Source organism: Nitrospira sp. Nam74 (genome assembly GCF_965152615.1).
In genome coordinates this window covers 376,900-398,040 of the sequence record NZ_OZ224220.1, presented here as the reverse complement: position 1 = coordinate 398,040, position 21,141 = coordinate 376,900, and the positions used below count along the sequence as shown (strand labels likewise).

Genomic DNA, 21,141 nt, shown 5'->3' with positions numbered 1-21,141 from the left:
GGGCCTTGTAATATGGTACCGCTTGTCTGGCATCAGGAATAAACTTCCGGAATCTCGCACCGGCTTGTCAGTTCGGGACAACAAACTGCAACGGCCGCCAAACGGGGACGTCATGCTGCTTACTTCTTGGGTCATTGCGTTGGGGGCATGGCAACAGAGATTCGAGTAGCACGGTCAAATAGTATCGAGATCTATGCGTCCATGCTAAGCATCAGGACGTAGAAAGTGCCTCATTTATTTTGGCGGGAATTTCGTGATCGTGACCGGCACAGACTTTAGTTGTGGACCATGCGGTGTCCGGTACTCCAACGTATGCTTGAGCCAGTTCACATCGTCGCGCTGGGGAAAGTCCCCACGGTAGTGTGCGCCACGGCTCTCTTTTCGCGCTAATGCTCCCACTACAATCGTCTCGGCCACATCGAGAAGGGCATCGAGTTCGAAAGCCTGAATCAAATCCGAGTTGAATACCTGGCCACGGTCTTGGAGCACGATGCGACAGGCACGAGCTTGTAAATCTTTGATTGTGTCCAGTGCCGAGGTCATGGATGCACGAGTTCTAAAAATGCCGAGATTTTGGCTCAAGGCCTTACCGAGTTCATCACGGAGTTGCCAGGCCCGCTCGGGGCCGGGGTTCGACAGTAGCCTAGCGACGCGCGCTTGTTCTGCTTTCAATGTGCGCTCAGGCAGGGTACGAGGGGTGACCTGGCGAACATATTCACTGGCTCGTTGTCCCGCGCGCCGACCAAAGACAATCGTTTCTAACAATGAATTGCCGCCGAGTCGATTTGCCCCGTGCACGCTGACACAGGCACACTCCCCTGCCGCATACAGGCCCTGAAGCTCCGTTTCACCCCACTGCGTGGTCCGCACACCACCCATCTGATAGTGGGCCCCGGGACGCACCGGAATGGGGCTCTCAATGGGATCGACACCCGCAAATTCCATCGCCAGCTCGCGAATCTGCGGGAGTCGTTCCATGATGCGCTGACGTCCGAGGTGGCGAAGATCGAGCAGCACGCAGCCATCCACCCCGCGCCCCTCCAGTATTTCCCTTCCGATTGCAAGCGACACGGTGGAGCGGGTCGCCAACTCCATTTGCTCCGGAGCGTAGTGTTTCATGAACCGTTCACCCAACGTGTTCAAAAGATAGCCGCCTTCTCCTCTCGCACCTTCCGTGATCAAAATGCCGGTGTCCTTCAGCGTCGTGGGATGAAACTGAACGAATTCCATATCTTCGAGCGGGGCGCCGGCACGATAGGCGAGCGCCATCCCATCGCCGGTATTGATGACGGCATTCGTGCTGGTCAGGAAGACGCGGCCGCTTCCGCCGGTGGCCAGAATCACGGCCTTGGCTCCAATGGCATGCAAGCCACCACGCAAGAGATCCCATGCAATGACGCCGCGACACACGCCATCCTCCACGAGCAGCGAGGTCACATACCATTCCTCATAGACGTGAATATGGCGCTTGAGGATCTGTTCATACATGGCATGGAGAATGGCATGGCCGGTGCGGTCGGCCGCATAACAGGTCCGTGGAAAGCCGGCGCCGCCAAAAGGGCGTTGCGCGATCCGCCCACGCTCGTCACGGCTGAAGATTACACCCATGCGTTCGAGCTCGAGAATATCGCCGGGCGCCTCACGGCACATGGCTTCGATCGCGTCTTGATCACCGAGATAGAGACCGCCCTTGGCGGTGTCGAAGGCGTGCGCTTCCCACGAATCATTCTCGCCAAGGGCCGCGTTGATGCCGCCTTGCGCGGCAACAGAATGGCTGCGGACGGGATGCACTTTGGAGAGAACCGCAACGTCGAGCATGGGCGCCGCCGCCAGTGCCGCACGCATCCCTGCGAGCCCTGCCCCAACAATCAGAATATCGTGGATTTTCATCCGCGGCTCATTGCAATTCCTCTACGAACACAGTTGGAGGTACACTGGTTCCGATGTATCGGCATCATGACCGATCCTCAGGCAATCAGACAAGACCCCTTGCGTCACCGCCGTTCGAAATGCACAATGGAGAGACGCAACACGAGTCTCTCACACATCGCATCCTCATCAATCAGGAGATGGCATGGATCCGCAGCATATCTTGAGTCCTTCCGACACTTTTGTGCACCGCCATATCGGCCCGACGGATGCCGACATTCAAGGAATGTTGGCCATCCTGGGATTCCAGTCCCTCGACGCCTTGATCGACGCGACGGTTCCCCCGGATATTCGATTAGCCAAGCCTTTAGCACTGGGGCCACACCGCGGCGAACATGATGTCTTAGCTGAGTTGCGCGCTTTGCACGATCGAAACAAGATCTTTCGGTCTTTCATCGGCATGGGATACTACGACTGTCCGACTCCCCCGGTCGTCCAGCGCAACATCCTCGAGAATCCAGGTTGGTACACACAGTACACGCCATATCAGCCGGAAATCGCGCAAGGCCGACTGGAAGCACTCTTAAATTACCAGACCATGGTGGCCGATCTCACAGGACTGCCCTTGGCCAATGCCTCGATGCTCGACGAAGGCACAGCGGCCGCCGAAGCCATGACGATGTGCCATCGCATCGTCAATCGCGAGACGGATCGAGAGAGAAACGGATTCTTCGTCGCGGACAATTGTCACCCACAAACCATCGCCGTACTCCAGACCCGGGCGGAATCATTGAGCATTACACTTCACATCGGACGTGTCGAACAGGCTGACATGGCGGGCCAGGACTTATTCGGCTTCTTGCTGCAATACCCCGCGACCGATGGATCGGTCTACGATTATAGCCGTCTGATCGAACAGGCCCACGCCGCAGGGGCGCGGGTCGTCGTTGCGACCGACCTGCTCGCGCTCACGCTGCTCAAGCCACCCGGGGAATTCGGGGCGGATATTGCGGTGGGATCGAGCCAACGATTCGGCGTGCCTCTTGGGTTTGGTGGACCGCATGCGGGCTTTTTATCGACCACACACGACTATGTGCGGCAGATGCCGGGACGGCTGGTTGGTGTCTCGAAGGATGCCGCCGGCAAACCCGCATATCGCCTCGCCCTGCAAACTCGCGAACAGCACATCCGTCGGGAAAAGGCCACCAGCAACATCTGCACCGCGCAAGTCTTGTTGGCCGTGATGGCCAGCATGTACGCCGTCTATCATGGTCCGGAAGGTTTGAAGCGGATTGCCCAGCGGGTGCACGGCTTAACGGCCGTGCTGGTTGAAGGCATGCGTCGCCTTGGGCACACGATCGGGTCTACCCCGTTTTTCGATACCGTCAGAATTCAGCCGAGCGCGCTCACCGCGACCCTCTCCACCGATCGTATCCTCGCTCGTGCCGCTGAACGGCGAATCAATCTTAGGCGATTCGAAGATGACTCCATCGGCATCGCGCTCGATGAACTTACCACCGCGGCCGAGGTGCAGACGCTTTGGGAAATATTCGCCTCCGGGAAGGAAGTGCCGTTCACTGTCGGAGAGCTCGCCGATCAGGTCACCTACACATTTCCGTCCTCGCTCGCTCGAACCAGTCCCTATTTGACCCATGAAGTGTTTCACCGGTATCACTCCGAGCACGAATTACTCCGCTATATGCACCGCCTGCAAGCACGGGATCTCTCGCTCGTCCACTCCATGATTCCGCTCGGCTCTTGCACCATGAAGTTGAATGCTACGGTTGAAATGATCCCCGTAACATGGAAAGGCTTTGGACGGATTCACCCCTTTGCCCCTGCAGAACAGACCTTGGGCTATCAAGACCTCTGCGCGCAGCTCGAGTCCTGGCTTCAGGTGATTACCGGGTTCGCCGCCATCTCGCTGCAGCCCAATGCCGGCTCACAAGGCGAGTATGCCGGACTCATGGTGATCCGCGCCTATCATCATCACCGTGGCGAAAGCCAGCGCAATATCTGCTTGATCCCCACGTCAGCGCATGGAACCAATCCTGCGAGTGCGGTCATCGCCGGCCTGACGGTCGTACCTGTCGCCTGTGACCAACACGGCAACGTCGATCTGGCTGATCTCGAAGCGAAGGCCACGCAGCATCGTACAAAGCTCGCGGCCTTGATGATCACGTACCCATCAACGCATGGCGTGTTCGAGGAAAAGATTCGGCGCATCTGCGAGATCGTGCACGCGCATGGCGGCCAAGTCTACATGGATGGCGCAAATATGAACGCTCAGGTCGGCTTGTGCCGACCAGGAGATATCGGTGCTGACGTGTGCCATTTGAATCTGCACAAGACCTTTTGCATTCCGCACGGAGGCGGTGGCCCCGGCATGGGACCCATAGGCGTGGCAGCCCACCTTGTGCCTTTTCTGCCTGGTCATCCCGTGACCAAGCTGGGAGGAAAGCATGCCATCGGACCCATTTCGGCGGCTCCCTATGGTAGCGCCAGCATCTTGGCCATCCCATGGGTCTACATCGCCTTAATGGGCGGCGATGGATTGACGAAAGCCACCAAGGTCGCGATCCTGAATGCCAACTACATGGCCAAGCGGCTGGAGAAGCACTATCCGGTGCTCTACACCGGCAAAAACGGAACCGTCGCACATGAATTCATCATTGACGTACGCCCGTTCAAAGATACCGCCGGTATCGAGGCGAACGATATCGCCAAACGCCTCATGGACTTTGGGTTTCATGCGCCGACCATGTCTTTCCCTGTTGCCGGCACGCTGATGATCGAACCAACTGAAAGCGAATCGAAAGTCGAATTGAATCGCTTCTGCGATGCGATGATTGCGATTCGCGCCGAGATTCAGGACGTCGCGGACGGGCGTGTGCCCCGTGAAGATAATCCGCTTAAAAATGCCCCGCACACCTCGGATGCCGTGGCAGCCACGGTGTGGACACATCCATACAGTCGCGAGCAGGCCGCATTCCCGGCCCCATGGGTGCGAGAGTCAAAATTCTGGCCTGCCGTCGCGCGAATCGATCAGGCTTACGGCGACCGCCACTTGATCTGCGCGTGCCCGCCGATGGACACTTATTGAGTATTGAGCAGCCCTTGCTGGCATGTCCTCTCATGTGCCGTGAAGTGTAGGGTACAGTACACCGAGTAAACGGATGGTAACGCTGGTTGTGGTGTTGTCACTTGTCGTTACCGTGCCTCACCCGATCCTGTGTTACCACCACACGCAGACGGCGATGACGAACGCACAAGACCAACCACATGATTCCGGCATCACGGATGTGGAACCCGGAGGGTTTTACCGAAGTGGAACGAGAATCGGGATGACAGGCGGTGCATCCTTCCTCATCCCTCCGGCCTGGCAAGGCGTCCTCCCACCCGGCTCGCATACATTTTATCTCGAATCCCCCAAGACACCAGGTATTGGGCTGGTGGCGATTATTCAAGACGCCACGCCGGAAGAACTGGAAGATCATTTGAATGAGCCGCAGGTCATCAAAGAAGGCTACGTCCTCCACCCTGTAGGATCTTCTAAACGCAGCGACATACGCATTACGGCCTCGTATCACAGTGGCGAGAACATCGGCCGTGCGCTGGCAATCTTCGGGCCCTCTAGGCGCAGTGTCCTGTTTCTCTTCACCGGACCGAAGGATGAGACGGCGTATTATGAGTCGCTCCTCGAACAGTTGGCTGCGTCCACGAGCTTTTCCCACATAGACCAGAACCCTCACGCCGGGCGAGAAGGCACGTGAATCGCCGAGAATTTCTCGTCCGTACTGGATTGACGATAGCCGGCGGAGCACTCGGCGCTCACCTACCATCAGTCGACAGCGCGGCGGCTCAGGGTCCTACGGTAAAACTTGATGACTGGGACGCCGTACGCAATCAGTTCCCGCTCTCCCGTGACCTCATTCACATGGCGGCGTTTTTTCTCACGTCCCATCCGACCCCGGTTCGTGAAGCCATCGAACGCCACCGCCATGGACTGGATCAGAATCCCATCGGCTATTGGTTCGATAACGAGGAGAAGCAGGAAGCACATGTCCTCCAGGCAGCCGCCGACTATCTCGGCGTCAATCCCGCGGACATCGCGCTGACCGACAGCACAACGATGGGATTAGGGCTACTCTATGGCGGACTGGAGCTTCGTGAAGGGCAGGAGGTGCTCACGACCATCCACGATCATTACTCTACCGAAACCTCGCTGCGCTTGCGGGCTCACCGAACGGGGGCGTTTGTTCGGCAGATTCCTCTCTATCGAAAGCTCGAGAGCGTGTCGAAAGAAGAAATCGTCGAGACATTGGTGAAGGCGATCCGTCCACGCACGCGGATTGTCGCCGTCACATGGGTGCATTCCAGCACGGGGCTCAAGCTACCCATTCGCGAGATGTCGGAAGCGCTAACGAAAGTGAATGCGGATCGCGCTGAAACCGAGCGCGCATTACTCTGCGTCGACGGAGTTCATGGCTTGGGCGTTGAGGAGCTTCATCTACCCGCCCTGGGCTGTGACTTCTTCGTTGCCGGAACCCACAAATGGCTTTTTGGTCCTCGGGGGACTGGACTAGTCTGGGGCCACCCGCGTGCGTGGCCGGTTGCGAATGCGACCATTCCGACGTTCCACTTCGACGCCTATCGCGTCTGGATGAAGGAGATACCCCCCAAGGAAATTCCGGTCGGCGCTATCATGACGCCCGGCGGTTTTCATTCGTTTGAGCACCGATGGGCACTCGGTGAGGCATTTCGTTTTCACCAGGCCATCGGCAAAGCCCGGATTGCCGAACGCATTCATGCGCTGAACGACCAACTGAAAAACACATTAGTCAAGATGCATCACATCAAGCTCCATACGCCGCTGTCTCGGGACCTCTCCGCTGGAATTGTCTGCTGCGAGGTAGAAGGCTGGAAGCCCGATCACGTCGTAGAATATTTACGTCAGCGCCGCATCCTGGCAAGCGTCACGCCATATGCGACGCAATACGTCCGTCTCGCTCCAAGCCTGCTAACCTCTCCTGAAGAAGTGGAGAAGACCTGCGAGGCAATTCGAACCATCGAGCGTTAGGTGCGAGATGGGATCATGCCACATGATTCATCGGCTAGGCGGAGGCGTGCGAAAACAGGGATGTGCGGCTAGAAAGGGATGCGGATTCCTAATTGAAATTCGTTCGGGACAAAAGTTTTTCCAAGCACGTCGTTCATTAAGCGATCTTGTTGAATAGAACTCTGGAGCCCGCTTTGGCGGGCGACGGTACGATTCACATCGGTGGTCTCGCCACCGCCAAACCCAAGTCCGATATAGGGCATGACTGTTGAGCCGTTCATGGTATATCGGCCGGCAAGAGTCGCCGGTTGACTGAACAGATTATTCGTCACGCTCGATGAAAGCGTCGTGCTTGAGAGAACGAGCGAGGAGAGATCGGTCCCTTTTGAAGACGTCGATGCCGGCAGGACGGGTGTCATCAGAGGTGACTCCTCTCCGCACGTGAGTCCGGGAACAGCGACCACGACGGCGACGAGCAAGGACAACTGGACGACAAAAAGGTTACGTTTCCTCATAATGAAGATGGGTAGCAAAAACTTGGCCATACCAAGAAGTTACCATATCTCCATGGCTTTGGAGAATCGCCTCCCACCAAAATGGTACATATCGGACACAGTGTGCTAAAAAACCACATTGATGAAGAGGCGAGGGATCAACATTCTTCCCGATCTGCACAGCACCACTCCCTAACCCCCGTCGTCATACAAAGAGAGGCCATGATGAAACCTTCTACATTCCGAATACTGCTTGGGGGTGCATTCTTCATGGCGCTCTTGGCCCATCTGGCGTGGGCAGCTCATGCAGACGGGGAGAATCGGCGAGAAACGGCTACGTTTGCAGGGGGATGTTTCTGGTGCCTGGAAGAGGCGCTTGATAAGGTGGACGGCGTCTTGTCGACGACATCAGGGTATACCGGAGGGCAGAAGGCCAGCTCAACTTATGAAGAAGTCTCAGCCGGCAGGACGGGGCATACGGAGTCCGTCCAGGTCATGTACGACCCGCAGAAGGTCAGCTATGCCACTCTGCTGGATGTGTTCTGGTACAATATCGATCCCACCACCCCCGATCAGCAGTTCTGTGACAAAGGCCATCAATATCGTTCCGCCATTTTCTATCATGACGACGCCCAAAAGCGGCTGGCCGAAGAATCGAAACAGCGGCTTGATAAGACCAAGCCGTTCAAAGAAGCCATCGTCACCGAAATCACACCGGCGTCTGAGTTCTATCCCGCCGAGGAATACCATCAGAACTTCTACCAGAAGAATCCAATCCGCTATAAATTCTACAAATACAACTGCGGACGAGCACAACGGCTCGAAGCCCTGTGGGGAAAGACGCATTAAGAATCGGCGCGTGTCCCATCAATCCTTTGATCATGCCACGCAGTCTTGCGGAATGATCAATTAGCGCCGAACGAGCCTCGCCCCAATAGCCGCTGCGATCGGCTTAATGAGCGGCAGCTCGCTCATGAGATCGCGATGCGTGATTGGGGTGACTCGCCGACGTTCTTTGAAGGTATTCAGAAGCGTCAGCGAGACCATCAACCGAAGTATACCGGAGGCAAGAAAAAGCATGGGCAGATTGGAAGCCAACGGCAAGACCAAGCCGAAGAAAACGAGCTGAGAGGGCGCTACCGTGGCCAACCAGCTTCCTAACATCGCCCCAATGCCGGCACCAATGGCGTTCACGGTATTATAGATCGCCACCCCTTTGGTCCGATCTCCGGGCTGTACCGCATCAAAGACATAGTTTCCCAGACTCAACGAAAATCCAGGCCAGATCAAGCCAGACAAGAAATTGATGCCGACGAGCATGACCCAATTCGAACTAAATATGTACAGGACCGGCAAGACCGGGATGATGAGTCCCGTAAGTACCAGGACCTTCTTATTGCCGTACGTGTCACCCAGGCGTCCCCATTCCTGCAGGCTTAGCAATTGGCCGAGAATCGGAGCCGCGAGCCACAATCCATACTGAAGATAGGTTAAATGGAGATCGCGAAGCAGATAGACGACAAAGAACGGCCCCGCCATCATGGCGGCGATATGAAAACTCCCGGAAAACAGCAAGAACCGCCGAAACATAACGCTTCGTCTTGCTCGAAGAAAATCCCGAACGCCTGTGTCTCGTCCCGGGACATTTCGTGCCGGTGATTCTTTGAGCCGTGTCAAATAAGCGGTTGACATCAGTCTTGCTATGCCGGCTAACAGAAAGATGATGCCAAATCCCCACGCGGGGTTCGTCCAGGTTTCAGATGCATGGAGAATGAGGCCGGCTACGGACAGGGCGGCGAAGCTCGTGACCGCGATCACTTTGGCTCGCCTGGCAAAATACATCCCTCGCCCGTCATCATCAATCATATCGGTGATCAAGCTATTCCAGGCCGGGACAGTCAAATGCCCCATCGAGAAATACAGCATGACCGCCGTGAGGAGCAGCCAAGGACCGTACCCAGGAAAGAGCATCGGCAATACAAACAAAGGCAGCCAGGCCAAGGCCTGGCCAGCTGCGCCAACCAGAATGACGGGCTTCCTGGCCTGAACGCGATCGAGCACCTTCACGGAGAACAGTTGCGCGATCGTTCCAATAATTGGCGGTACGGCAGCGAGGAGGCCGATTTGAAAGGGAGTGGACTGCAGCAGGAGCGCAAAGGCGGAAAGATACGTTTCACCGCTTCCCTGCATAACGGCAGCACACGCGCCTTCGTGGACCTGACTGCGAAGGCTCTTTTCTTGTGCGGGGTCCCTGCCGATGTCGTCTGTTTGCTCGTTACCGTTTTTTGAAGACGCCATGTAAGTTTTTAGCTTACACCATAGACCTGATTCTGGTAATTGAGCATTAAGCCTAGTTATAGCTACGGCATCAAAAAGGGCAGCTCACTCCCAAGACCCGTGACGACGAAAGAGCACAATTCGCGCTCACTTCAGTCTCGAAGGGAAGTGTGATAGAAATACAACAGACGGGGTGCTGGAAGAAGGGAGTCTTCTGTTATGTCCGATGGTTCCACTGCTTCAAACTTTATCCGTTCCATTGTGGAGCAGGATCTCAAGGCCGGTAAGCACGGTGGCCGTCTCGTCACGCGGTTTCCACCGGAGCCCAACGGCTATCTCCATATCGGTCATGCCAAGTCGATCTGTCTGAATTTTGGCCTTGCCGAAGAGTACGGTGGCGTCTGTCACTTACGGTTTGACGATACGAACCCGACCAAGGAGAACACCGAGTATGTCAAGGCCATCCAGGATGATGTGCATTGGCTCGGGTACGACTGGCACGACAAGGTATTTTATGCCTCTGACTATTTCGAGCAGCTCTACCACTATGCGGTTGAACTGATCAACAAGGGCAAAGCGTATGTCGATAGCCTCACTGCCGATGAAATTCGTCAGTATCGTGGCACGCTCACAGAGGCCGGAAAGGATAGTCCGTATCGGAATCGGACCAGAGACGAAAACCTGGATCTCTTCACCCGCATGAGAGCGGGGGAGTTTCCTGACGGCACGCACGTACTTCGCGCGAAGATCGATATGGCATCTCCAAATATCAATCTGCGCGATCCCACACTTTACCGTATTCGGCACGTGGCTCATCATCGCTCGGGGACGGCATGGTGTCTCTATCCGACCTATGATTTCGCCCATCCGCTGTCAGATGCAATCGAAGGGGTGACGCATTCCATTTGCACCCTGGAATTTGAAGATCATCGTCCTTTGTACGATTGGCTCCTGGATGAATTGCAGACGCCCCATCATCCCCAACAGATCGAATTTGCGCGTCTCAACCTCACGCATACCGTCATGAGCAAACGAAAATTGCTGGAACTCGTTGAGCAGAAGCACGTCTGTGGCTGGGATGATCCCCGGCTGCCCACGCTGAAAGGCCTGCGACGACGAGGATATACACCTGAATCGATCCGGACATTTTGCGAGCATATCGGCGTGGCGAAGCGAGATGCGATCATTGAAATGGCGTTGCTGGAGCACTTTATCCGCGAGGACCTGAACCGGCGTGCGGCCCGTGTCATGGCCGTGTTGCGGCCGCTAAAGGTGGTCATCGAGAATTATCCGGAAGGAGAGACGGAGGAGTTGGAGGCGGTCAACAATCCTGAAGATTCCGGCATGGGAACGCGCAAGATTCCCTTTTCACGTGTCCTATACATTGAACAGGAGGACTTCCGCGAAGACCCGCCGAAGAAGTTTTACCGCCTCACCCCGGGCCAGGAAGTTCGGCTGCGTTACGCTTACATCATTAAGTGCACCGGGGTAGTCAAAGACGACCGAACAGGCGAAATCATGGAAGTCCGTTGCACCTATGATCGGGCTACACGGGGCGGGTCGGCGCAAGAAGGCCGCAAGGTCAAAGGGACCGTGCACTGGGTGTCCGCCCCGCATGCGCTCAAAGGGAAGGTCCGCTTGTACGACTCACTCCTCGATCCTGATCACGATCGGGCCTCCGATGCCGGTCTTGCGATCAATCAACGCTCCGTGGAACGCGTCGTAGGATGTCTGGTAGAACCAAGTCTGGCCGGCGCCTTGCCGGGAAGTCGCTTTCAGTTTGAGCGGCAAGGATATTTTTGCGTCGACCCCGATTCCCGTCCTGGCAATCTGGTCTTCAACCGCACGGTCCCGCTTCGGGATAGCTGGGCTAAAATCGAGAAGTCGCAAGCCGTTGCTCCAGCCTGACCGCACTTTCACACAATCCCTACTTGCATCTGCTCAGGAACCTGGCAGTATAGGCCCATGCGACCGAACTTGCCCTGGGCTCGGCACCTCCAGTTCCGCCTGTCTCATGCCATCTCGCTCCCCCTGTACTGGCTCTTCAGCCAAATCCCTCACTACGAGTACGGACTGGCTACCCCCCTTGTTACGCGGTTGGAATCTTCATTTGAACCATTGAAGGGACGACGCGCCGTCCAGATCAGCGATCTGCACTTGGACTATTACCTACCCCGGCATGATGTATTTGTACAAACAATCGCGGAATTGCGGCCGGACTGGATTTTCGTCACCGGGGATCTTCTCAATGTGCCAGACGGCCTGCCGCATTTGTTCCGATTTCTGAGCCATCTGCGAGGTCTCGCACCGGTGTGCCTAACACTGGGGAATCACGATCATTACAGCGGCGTGCCGGTGGCGGACTTTATGGAGCTCTCCGACCGCCACAAACTGCATCTCTTGATCAACCAGACGATGGTCATCCCGCTTTCTGGCGGAGAGTTGTGCGTAGTGGGACTGGACGATCCGACGACTCATCGCGCGGATGCCGCCTGCATCCCGCATCGTGTTCCAGGCCGTTACACGGTGGTGCTGGCCCATGCTCCGGTCGTACTGGATCTCTTGGAACCCGACCATGCCGTCGACATCATCCTGTGCGGTCATAGCCACGGCGGACAATGGCGCTTTGGCTCCGTCCATCCTTTCTGGCTTCCATATGGGTGTCGCGGACGAGCGCATGGTCATTACAGTCAAGATGGCCAACGGCTGTATGTGAACCGAGGCCTGGGTTGGTCCCTGGTCCCACTCCGATGGAACTGCTCACCTGAGATTGTTCTACTGGAATGGGTATAGAGGAAGCACGATGACATGGGGGGAAAGTCGATGAACTGGAAGTCACGCGTGGGTGGTCAGCGACGTACGTTGCACCTGTCGAGATAGACGGACTGTAGTCCGATCATTGTCTTGGCATCGCGAATCGTGCCGTCCAAGATGTGTCCCATCGCTTTCTCCAACGGCATTTCGACGACTTCCAAAACCTCATCACCGTCGAGGGCCTGTGTCCCACGTGCAAGGTCTCTCGCGACATACAAATGCATCACTTCATCAGTGAATCCCGGAGCCGTGAAGAACGTCGCAATTTTGTCCAGACGTCCGGCTCGATAGCCGATCTCTTCCTCTAATTCTCGTGTGGCGCAGTGGCCAGGATCTTCTCCCGGATGAAGTTTGCCCGCAGGAATCTCGTAAATATACCCACCAGCCGCCAGTCGAAATTGTCGTATCAGAACGACGGTATCGTCATCCTTCAGCGGCACAATGGCTGCCGCCCCGGGATGGCGGACGACCTCCAACTCCACCGATAGGCCGTTCGGTAACGTCACCGTTTCCAGGTTCAGTGTGACCACGCGCCCTTTGTAGATTGTCTGAATCTTTCCATCAGCCATGGGTGGCTCGTTTGCGATAAAATGGAGGCTTCACAATGACGGCCGGCATCGCACGCCCCCGTATATCAATCCAGATTGATGAACCGACAGTGGCGACCTGTGTCGGCACATACCCCAACCCAATACCCTTCTGCAAAATCGGAGACAGATTCCCGCTCGTCACCTCTCCGATCTCCTTCCCCCCCGAAGCACCATCCGATAGTATCTTAAAACCATGGCGGGGAACCGCCTTCTGAGTGAGTTCAAACGCAACCAAACGCTTCGTGACGCCGATGTCCTTCTGTCGCTGGAGCACCTTCCGGCCGATAAAGTCACCCTTGTTCAAATCAACGACCCATTCGGCGGCCGCTTCGGCGGGTGTCGTGTCCTCGCTAATGTCGTTTCCATACAGCAGATACGCCATCTCCAAGCGCAGCAAGTCTCTCGCGCCCAATCCAGCAGGTTTCAGTCCGGCAGATTTGCCCACTGTGAGTAACTCGTTCCAAATAGACAGCGCGTGGTCCGACGGCATGTACAATTCGTACCCCAACTCACCGGTGTAACCTGTCCTTGTAATCAATACCGATGTGCCGAGCAGTGGAGCTTCCAGACAACCACGCAACTTCATGGCTTCGATCCCCGCAAGGCCGAGCAACGAAAGGATGGTCCGTGAAGCAGGCCCTTGTAAAGCGAGCTGGGCTAATTCAATTGACCGATCGCTCACACTGAGGCCGGTCACACCCGATGCTTGCTTGTTCAGCCAGGCTGCGATCTTGTGTCGGTTAGAGGCATTCACACAGAGCAAGTATTCCTCTGGCCTGATTCGATATACGAAGATGTCGTCCATGATACCGCCGGATTCATTACAGACCATGGAATACTGCGACTCCAGCACGCCAAGTTTTTCGATATTGTTCGTCGTCACCCGTTGGAGGAACGAGAGTGCGGCTTCGCCGGAGACGACGATGCGACCCATATGGCTCACATCGAACAGACCAGCCGCAGTGCGGACCGTCTGATATTCGTCTACCACGCCCGTGTACTGGATGGGCATCTCCCAGCCGGCAAAGTCCACCAGCCGGCCACCGGCAGAACCATGTGCTTCAAACAACGGCGTTCGTTTCATGAATTTCCTGTCATTTAGTATCTATGAGGATGCTCAGCACGTCCTTCCGGCAAGGCCGCAGGGAACCTTGACCTGGAGGCGTAGTGGTTAGTACGTTGAACGGTCAAGACGACTGAGAACGCAGCCGGAGGGCGTTTTCAACATCCTCGTATCGGTTACCGCAGGTCGAGCAGTTCGACGTCAAAGGTGAGCGTCGCATTCGGCGGGATGACCCCACCCGCTCCGCGGGCGCCATAGCCGAGCTGCGGCGGAATCGTTAACTTCCGCTTGCCGCCGATTTTCATACCCATCACACCTTCGTCCCATCCTTTAATGACCTGTCCCGCGCCAACGCGAAACGAAAACGGCTCCTTGCGATCGACGGAGCTGTCAAATTTCTTTCCGTCTGCCAGCCAACCCGTGTAGTGGACGGATGCCGTATCGCCGACCTCTGGTTGACGACCGGTGCCTACGACCACGTCGACATACTTGAGGCCTGATTCTGTTGTCACTGCCTGATCTGCCATATTGTTCATCTCCTTGTTGTCTGCGGCGATCGAGCTAGCGCTGAGGCACACTAGTAGCGCCGTTTGCACAAACCATAGGCGTGTTTTCATGATCACTCCTGAGCAAGCAATACAGCGGTGGCATGATAGAGAAAAGCGGCGAGTGTACAGGAACGTCCGCAGGTTCACACGCCGGGCTCCGAAAAGAGCGCCACGCTCGCGGTGTAACCGTGAAGAAAATTCGTTCCGCCCACCGGACCAATCTCACCTTGCGCAAAAAAACCGGCGACTGGAACATCCCCGGTGCGCTCACGAACGACGGTCACATCGTGATGGGGGCGGCCGAAGAGTCCTCGTCCACGACCACAACAACTGAACAGCAGCGCACCCAAGGTTGGTGTGGTCTGACGAGACCGGTCCGCAGCCAACATCAGATTGAGGTCCTCGCTCGCGGAGTGCGCATCGCGAACATGGAACTGGATCGTTTGCCCTTCCGTGAGAATATCGCCGATTGCGAGACTGCCCGAACTTCGATCGGCTCCGATCAAATTTCGGACAAGGAAATCACCGCGCTCAAAGCGGTTGCGTTGTTCATCCATGACGATGCCAACGTGCAGGGCGTTCTGTGCTAGATTTCGATCATGGCTACTCAGCCCCTCAAACATGAGTCGAAGTTGGTCCAGAGCCGGGAGGCCGCCGAGTTCGTGAATAACGTTGCGCTCAGCCTTTGTCACGACATAGCGCTCCCCGATCGGCCGGCATCCCTGCGATACCACGGTTCTAACAGAGACGGCTCCCGAGATCGCCACTCCAATCAGGCCGTCTGCATAGATTCCGTCATTTAACAGTAAGCGGTTCTCACCCTCATCATGGCCTCCCCCAGCCATGCCCCCGATCGCGAAGGAGCCGGGGCAATGATCCGCCATACCTAACAGGACCTCGTCCATGGGCATGGAAAACGGATCGGCAAGCATGAGAAGGGTCGAGGCCTCCGGCGGGGCATCAAGGTCATGCCAGTCCATGGTCGCTATATCCCCTCCCCCGTGACCGCCAGACATACGCCAGGGAATCAGTGAGGCGCCGGGCAAGTGGGCCGCCCACAATGTCACAGCGGGAGCTCTTTCAATTTCCTCAGAACCGGCGATAATCCCTTCGCCGGTGCATCCAATCAGGGTATGAGGAGACAAGCGGTCACACACGGCGGCAGACAACTGTTCGGCATGTTCGGCATAGTGAGAAGAAAGAAACAAGCAGGCGAGATCGATGGGCCCATCCCGCAGCACCGACTCAATTCGGTCGGTCAAGACGCGTCCGGCCTCTGCCGCATTCATGTCTTTTGATACAGCGGATGCGAACTGCATGGGGTCCTTTCTTTTGGGCTCAGTCTAACAACCTGTCTTCCTTTTTGTCTATTGAGAAGAGCGTCTATTCATCTTGTTGCGGCTGCCGGTCTCCGCGCTCACTCTCCAGCTTTTTATAATAACGCCACATAAACGAATGGTAATCATCAAGCTGGGCCAATAGATAATGCAACTCGGTGGGATCTTCGGTCTCCAAGGCTCTGAGCACTCGATTGTGAAGGAACGTCGAAAAGGCTTGCGTCTTTTCCATTGCGGTGAGTAGTCTGAGTCCTCCCCCCATCTGATAGTCCGTCATACTTCCCTTTCTGGTTGCACGCCGCTTAATTTCACAGCATACGTTCAACGCCGTTGAATGAATGGTCGGCTTGTTATCGGTGTCCGTTCAGCAATGTGGTGAGCTTAGACAAAGAAATCGCCTCCACGCGGTAGTCGTCTCGCCCCACCATCGTGGTCGCCATCGTCAGCGCATTCAGGATCGCTTCTTCCGTAGCTTCGACGGTGGCGGTGAATAAAGGATTCAGATAAGTATCACCCATATGCGTCATCGTAAAGGTAGGGTCCTTGGGGTAATGTGGGATGATATTGCCAGTAGAAAAAGCGAGCATGAAATCCCCGCTGCCATGCCGAGCCGTCGAACCCGTTCGCGCCAAGCCTAAGGCCGCCCGCTTCGCCAACCGGCGCAACTGGCGGGCATCAAGCGGGGCATCGGTCGCAATCACCACGATGATCGAACCTTCAGCGCCCTGCGGAGAGGCACCACTCTTCAGATCATACTGCTTGCCGACTGGAACGCCGTTCACCACGAGTTCTTCTTGCCGGCCATGATTGGCATTGACCAGTACCCCGACTGTATAGCCTCCCTCTTGATCGGACAGTCGACGCGAGGACGTGCCAATGCCGCCCTTAAATCCATAGGACACCATACCAGTGCCTGCCCCGACCGATCCTTCCATGACGGGACCGGATGAAGCCGTGTCCAAGGCCGTAACGACGTCATCTTCGGAGACATGACGCCCCTGACTATCGTTTAAACGGCTATCGTCACACTCGGCGACGACCGGAGTCAGCGTATCATCCGTAATGCCGATGCCAGGATATTGTTTGATCATCCACGTCATGACACCGTCCGCCACACGCGGAACATTCAATGTATTGGTCAATGCGACAGGGTACTCCAAAAAGCCGGATTCACTTACCCAAGCCAACCCTGTCATCTCGCCTGTTCCATTCAGCACGAAAGCTCCCGCGGGAACTTTCTGATGCCACACATCATCCCGTGGGACGATGACGGTCACCCCGGTCCGCACCGGACCCTTCCCGGGGACTAACTTGCCTTCCCCTTTCATTAGCGTGACATGACCTACTTTCACACCTGCTACATCGGTGATTGCATTGAACGGGCCAGGTTGATACCGGCCGATGACAATACCAAGTTCCCTCAGGTGAGTTCGCATGTCAGTGGCTGATGGTGCAACGTCAGAGGAACTGATCCCTGCAGGATCGAGGGCTGACACACCGGAGACGAAACAGAGCATGAGGATGCTAGCTGCAAGAGTGACCTCCGCGAACCACACCCTTTTAGTTGTGCAAATAGTCATGGGGTATAATGACTTGCCTTCGAATGATGAGCAAAGGAATAATGCAAGACTGTCAGGTTCTCGTCTAATCCGACTTGTAACTCGTCGGTGCCAATGCCGCCCCCGGAAACCCTTACTTCATACAGATCACCGGGGACTGCCGATAAGGCCGGAATCAGAAACGGGAGTGGCCTGGTCACGTTCACCCGGAAATATTTTGCATCCCTGAACTGATACCGGATCAACAGTCCCCTGCCGGTTGATTGAATGATGTCGGGAGAGCCGATCCGGCGAACGACCTGCCGGAGGGTCGTTTTTCCCGGCATCACGAACGACACGTCATCCGGCGTGATTACTTCGTTGATGCTTACGCGCTGCCAATTCAAGGGACATCCCTGTAATAGACAGGCGAAGAGACAGAGAAAAGCGCACACATGTTGCCGACCCATCGTCGTGCTAATCTCCGAATGGCCAGAACTGTAATTTAGGCGCTGCCTTTTGACGCCCGAAGACCACTTCTTGCACGATACCATCATGTCCGAAAAAGACGTAGAGATCATTGCCTTTCACATTGGTACGTGAGAAGAAAAGCAGCGTGCCGGACTTCACCGCATAATTGTAGTAATGAAAGATTTCCCGGTCATTGACCTCGATAATCCGTTCTGGGGCACCCAGCTTGGAGGCAACATCCTGTCTGGTCGAGAGCCCGACCTTGATTGTCTCGATATCATCGGCATTGAACGAATCTCCGTAGTTACCCCGTACAAACGCACACGAAGACAGCCCCAGTCCCATAGTGGCAAGCAAGACCGCCGTCAGTTGTTGGACGCGAGACGGCCGGGTTACTCTTTCACAAGACAAAATCTACCTCCCATATATGATACGTGGTAGGACGAAGTTCGAGTCGTCTATACACTGATTGAGCCACGTAATTATCCTGCTCGACATACAAACGGAGACCACACACGTCGGCTCGCCCCTTCGCGGCATCCAAAACCGATCCATACAGTTGACGGTAGACTCCCCGTCGACGCCAAGCAGGATCGACATAGACACTTTGGATCCACCAGAAATTCGCACATCGCCAATCGCTCCATTCATACGTCACGAGTAATTGCCCCACGACGGTGCGCGATTCGGCATCATGCCGTTCCCCGACCAAATAAAACCCATGAGCCTCCGATTCCAGTACGGCAAGAATGCCGCGTCGCAAACGATCCGAGTCCAGTTGGCGGCCTTCGGTTTCCATCGCCATCGCGGCACTAAAATTTACAAGCACATCAAGATCGGGGTGTGACGCAACCCGCACTTCGACAGGGCTGTTCATCTTCACGAAACGGAGGGCGCGATGGGCGTCAGCCAACCCGGCTTTGGCTGGAAGAGGCCGGCTGAAAATTCCATCTTCATCGCGTCTTCTGCTGCAAGGTTGATGGGGCGTACGGTATGCTGCGGTATAAAGGCGAGAAATCCCGTGAACGGGTGAATCGCCGTAGGGACGAAGACCATGAGGAGCGCCTGGGACTGAGCGACCTGCAAGTGCGAAGGAGCCGCGCCCATGATAAATCCTAATGCCCATAGGCCTTCTCGTGGAAAAGGGAAGACTACGACCGTACTGCGACCGAATCGCGCGCGAAAATTGAACAGGTCCGTCATACCTTTCAGCGTCAAATAAATCGTCCGGACGATGGGGATACGCCCGACCCATTCTTCGGTCAGGTGAATCATTCCCTGTCCGATGACTTCAGTGGCAATGATTCCGGTCAGCAGGATGAGACACACCATAATGAGCAGACCCAACCCGGGGATATCGGATGGAGTGGTGGGTTCAAGCAAGGCACCCAGGAAACCGTCGAGAGTCGTCAGGAGTGTCCGCAAGATAAGGAATGTACCCCAGGCAGGAAGCAGCACAAAAAGACCGGTGAAAAAATACCTTCGGACCCACTTCACGATGCGCATAATCAAAGCTCCTACCTCGGACAGTTTATCAGATTGGCCTAGGACCTTCACGGGGAAGTAAGAGACACCTGAGGGATATGCGCAAATGCGCTTCGCGATGCCAGAGGCTTGATATTCATAAGGGAGTGCTTTACCGTACTATCTGCCGACTATTTCTGAAGGAGGGACCATGGGCGACACCACCTCGGCGGGCAACGTCAACATCGATAAAGATCTCTTGGCCATTCTGTGTTGTCCGGAAACCAAGCAGGATGTCTCTTTGGCAGCGGCTGCGATCATTACACGCCTCAATGAGCGCATTGCACAGGGTGGACTAAAGAATAAGGGCGGTCAAGCGGTGGTTGAAAAACTTGACGGTGGCTTACTGCGGGCCGACAAGAAGATTCTTTATCCGATTCGAGAAGATATTCCGGTGATGTTGATTGAAGAAGGAATTCCACTGGAAGGCGTCATCTGATGACTCTTTGATGTCGGGTGTCTTCTACTGCCTTCACGCCTTTGCGACGACTCTTCACGGGATTACCAACCCTGCATCACCCTGTTCTGACTCTGTCTTTGAACCAGTAGACGTCCCGCATTGAACACACAGGTACTCATAGAGATTCCCAGTGGGCAGGACGAGTAGCAGCCGCTCACGGGTCGGCGTAGCTTGTCGACACGTCGGACAGAAAAGCAGAGAGGCTCGGAATGCACCAAAATCGGAAGGAGGTTTGCCTCGTCCAGTCGCTCGACTGGCGGGAGACTGCGGACTACGGGGTCGACCCGAAGTCGGTATGTTGGCACGCCGCGGGTCTTGGGGGCGCAAGGCGGACATGGTCAAACCTTATGAGTGGTGGTTTCCCTGGCTCGCACCGGACTCTTCTAACGGTGCGAGATCATGGGTGAACGACGATTGCGACGTCCTTCGGTAATCACCCACCAGATTGATCGTAGAACTTGTATGGCGACGTACACGGATACTCCCACGAGCAACCCGTAGATCCCTGCCTTATCCCAAGGCCATAGTTCCGGAGCATGCAACATCATGCCGAGCACCACATGGCCACCCAATCCGAACGAAAGACCAAACAGAGCCCATTCTCGAATGATTGCGCTCTTTAGCACGTTCTCCATAAAGCCGCCTCACTCTTCCACCCCCGTTCTAATCATCGGGAGTAGAAGACGAGATATGAGTGCAGATTAAACGGAGCTTTTGGCCGATTCGATCTCTGTGGCGGTGATGAGGCTGGTCAAGTAGTCGGAAACGAATGTCAATGCTTCCTCACGGCCATCCGCCCGTCTTCCCTTCTCTCGTCGTTGGACAGATAATTCATGGTCCAAATCAGACTTCACATCAGTCAATACACGTTGGAGAGAAGAGGGCGTCAGGTTGGCGTCCATATCTTCCAATTCCTGACACCGATCTAGCACCCAGTTAAGGCCTTCAATCCGACCGCCATAGTGGTCTTGGTCGGCTGAATCCAATCGGGACATGGTCGTCGCAAAGGTTTGCGCCTCATAGACTAGGTTGTAAAAGCTTGTAACAGCTCGTTGCAGAGTCGAGTTCATACCTCTCCTTTTCTCAAAAACGTTCTT

The 21,141-nt window shown here is 55.7% G+C and carries 22 protein-coding genes; 7 read left to right on the top strand and 15 right to left on the bottom strand.

Going from position 1 to position 21,141, the window contains the following annotated elements:
* Nucleotides 1-234: 234 nt before the first annotated feature.
* Complete coding sequence (locus tag ACWHYZ_RS01925) at nt 235-1,890, bottom strand: FAD-binding protein (RefSeq protein ID WP_447985614.1); 1,656 nt, start codon at nt 1,888-1,890, stop codon at nt 235-237.
* A 184-nt stretch (nt 1,891-2,074) separates the two neighbouring features.
* On the opposite strand from ACWHYZ_RS01925, the gene gcvP reads away from it, so the two are divergent.
* The 3 genes from gcvP (at nt 2,075) to ACWHYZ_RS01910 (ending at nt 6,949) form a co-directional block, all read left to right on the top strand.
* Nucleotides 2,075-4,972, top strand: a complete 2,898-nt coding sequence (gcvP, locus tag ACWHYZ_RS01920) for an aminomethyl-transferring glycine dehydrogenase (RefSeq protein WP_447985613.1) — start codon at nt 2,075-2,077, stop codon at nt 4,970-4,972.
* A 73-nt stretch (nt 4,973-5,045) separates the two neighbouring features.
* On the top strand, nt 5,046-5,642 hold the full coding sequence (locus tag ACWHYZ_RS01915) for a hypothetical protein (protein WP_447985612.1): 597 nt from the start codon (nt 5,046-5,048) through the stop codon (nt 5,640-5,642).
* Nucleotides 5,639-6,949: an aminotransferase class V-fold PLP-dependent enzyme gene (locus tag ACWHYZ_RS01910; RefSeq protein ID WP_447985611.1), complete on the top strand. Its 1,311-nt coding sequence runs from the start codon at nt 5,639-5,641 to the stop codon at nt 6,947-6,949. The genes ACWHYZ_RS01915 and ACWHYZ_RS01910 overlap by 4 nt, the downstream gene beginning before the upstream one ends.
* 68 nt (nt 6,950-7,017) lie before the next feature.
* Here ACWHYZ_RS01910 and ACWHYZ_RS01905 read toward each other — a convergent pair whose 3' ends face one another.
* Nucleotides 7,018-7,347: a hypothetical protein gene (locus ACWHYZ_RS01905; protein WP_447985610.1), complete on the bottom strand. Its 330-nt coding sequence runs from the start codon at nt 7,345-7,347 to the stop codon at nt 7,018-7,020.
* A 300-nt stretch (nt 7,348-7,647) separates the two neighbouring features.
* Here ACWHYZ_RS01905 and msrA point away from each other — a divergent pair, with 300 nt between their 5' ends.
* The gene (msrA, locus tag ACWHYZ_RS01900) at nt 7,648-8,271 is read left to right on the top strand and encodes a peptide-methionine (S)-S-oxide reductase MsrA (RefSeq protein WP_447987503.1); all 624 of its coding nucleotides are present in this window, start codon (nt 7,648-7,650) and stop codon (nt 8,269-8,271) included.
* 60 nt (nt 8,272-8,331) lie between these two features.
* On the opposite strand, the gene ACWHYZ_RS01895 is transcribed toward msrA, so the two are convergent.
* Nucleotides 8,332-9,720, bottom strand: a complete 1,389-nt coding sequence (locus ACWHYZ_RS01895; protein WP_447985609.1) for an MFS transporter — start codon at nt 9,718-9,720, stop codon at nt 8,332-8,334.
* 198 nt (nt 9,721-9,918) lie between these two features.
* Between ACWHYZ_RS01895 and ACWHYZ_RS01890 the strand changes: the two genes are divergently transcribed.
* The gene (locus ACWHYZ_RS01890; protein WP_447985608.1) at nt 9,919-11,607 is read left to right on the top strand and encodes a glutamine--tRNA ligase/YqeY domain fusion protein; all 1,689 of its coding nucleotides are present in this window, start codon (nt 9,919-9,921) and stop codon (nt 11,605-11,607) included.
* A gap of 57 nt (nt 11,608-11,664) precedes the next feature.
* Complete coding sequence (locus ACWHYZ_RS01885) at nt 11,665-12,492, top strand: metallophosphoesterase (protein WP_447985607.1); 828 nt, start codon at nt 11,665-11,667, stop codon at nt 12,490-12,492.
* 56 nt (nt 12,493-12,548) lie between these two features.
* Here the strand turns inward: ACWHYZ_RS01885 and ACWHYZ_RS01880 are convergent, their stop codons facing one another.
* From ACWHYZ_RS01880 to ACWHYZ_RS01835, 10 genes are all read right to left on the bottom strand, one after another.
* Nucleotides 12,549-13,082 carry an NUDIX hydrolase gene (locus ACWHYZ_RS01880; protein WP_447985606.1) on the bottom strand — a complete coding sequence of 178 codons (534 nt, stop codon included), beginning with the start codon at nt 13,080-13,082 and terminating at the stop codon, nt 12,549-12,551.
* Nucleotides 13,075-14,187, bottom strand: a complete 1,113-nt coding sequence (gene gcvT, locus ACWHYZ_RS01875; RefSeq protein ID WP_447985605.1) for a glycine cleavage system aminomethyltransferase GcvT — start codon at nt 14,185-14,187, stop codon at nt 13,075-13,077. The genes ACWHYZ_RS01880 and gcvT overlap by 8 nt, the downstream gene beginning before the upstream one ends.
* 155 nt (nt 14,188-14,342) lie before the next feature.
* Nucleotides 14,343-14,783 carry an FKBP-type peptidyl-prolyl cis-trans isomerase gene (locus ACWHYZ_RS01870; RefSeq protein WP_447985604.1) on the bottom strand — a complete coding sequence of 147 codons (441 nt, stop codon included), beginning with the start codon at nt 14,781-14,783 and terminating at the stop codon, nt 14,343-14,345.
* A 74-nt stretch (nt 14,784-14,857) separates the two neighbouring features.
* A complete protein-coding gene (locus ACWHYZ_RS01865; protein ID WP_447985603.1) occupies nt 14,858-16,033 on the bottom strand; it encodes an FIST signal transduction protein in 1,176 nt (391 codons plus the stop codon).
* 64 nt (nt 16,034-16,097) lie between these two features.
* Nucleotides 16,098-16,328, bottom strand: coding sequence for a hypothetical protein (locus ACWHYZ_RS01860; RefSeq protein WP_447985602.1), 231 nt, complete (start codon nt 16,326-16,328; stop codon nt 16,098-16,100).
* 73 nt (nt 16,329-16,401) lie between these two features.
* Nucleotides 16,402-17,487: a DmpA family aminopeptidase gene (locus tag ACWHYZ_RS01855; protein WP_447985601.1), complete on the bottom strand. Its 1,086-nt coding sequence runs from the start codon at nt 17,485-17,487 to the stop codon at nt 16,402-16,404.
* 140 nt (nt 17,488-17,627) lie between these two features.
* Nucleotides 17,628-17,996, bottom strand: a complete 369-nt coding sequence (locus tag ACWHYZ_RS01850; protein WP_447985600.1) for a hypothetical protein — start codon at nt 17,994-17,996, stop codon at nt 17,628-17,630.
* Between the two features lie 70 nt (nt 17,997-18,066).
* Complete coding sequence (gene bamE / locus ACWHYZ_RS01845; RefSeq protein WP_447985599.1) at nt 18,067-18,471, bottom strand: outer membrane protein assembly factor BamE domain-containing protein; 405 nt, start codon at nt 18,469-18,471, stop codon at nt 18,067-18,069.
* On the bottom strand, nt 18,461-18,937 hold the full coding sequence (locus ACWHYZ_RS01840; RefSeq protein ID WP_447985598.1) for a GNAT family N-acetyltransferase: 477 nt from the start codon (nt 18,935-18,937) through the stop codon (nt 18,461-18,463). The genes bamE and ACWHYZ_RS01840 overlap by 11 nt, the downstream gene beginning before the upstream one ends.
* Before the next feature lie 2 nt (nt 18,938-18,939).
* Entirely contained in the window at nt 18,940-19,566 is a 627-nt protein-coding gene (locus ACWHYZ_RS01835) for a DUF502 domain-containing protein (protein ID WP_447985597.1), read from the bottom strand.
* Between the two features lie 169 nt (nt 19,567-19,735).
* Between ACWHYZ_RS01835 and ACWHYZ_RS01830 the strand changes: the two genes are divergently transcribed.
* Nucleotides 19,736-20,023 (top strand): Trm112 family protein, encoded by a 288-nt coding sequence (locus ACWHYZ_RS01830; RefSeq protein ID WP_447985596.1) that lies wholly within the window; start codon nt 19,736-19,738, stop codon nt 20,021-20,023.
* Between the two features lie 404 nt (nt 20,024-20,427).
* On the opposite strand, the gene ACWHYZ_RS01825 is transcribed toward ACWHYZ_RS01830, so the two are convergent.
* Nucleotides 20,428-20,679, bottom strand: coding sequence for a hypothetical protein (locus ACWHYZ_RS01825; RefSeq protein WP_447985595.1), 252 nt, complete (start codon nt 20,677-20,679; stop codon nt 20,428-20,430).
* 66 nt (nt 20,680-20,745) lie between these two features.
* Nucleotides 20,746-21,114: a hypothetical protein gene (locus ACWHYZ_RS01820; protein ID WP_447985594.1), complete on the bottom strand. Its 369-nt coding sequence runs from the start codon at nt 21,112-21,114 to the stop codon at nt 20,746-20,748.
* Nucleotides 21,115-21,141: the final 27 nt, after the last annotated feature.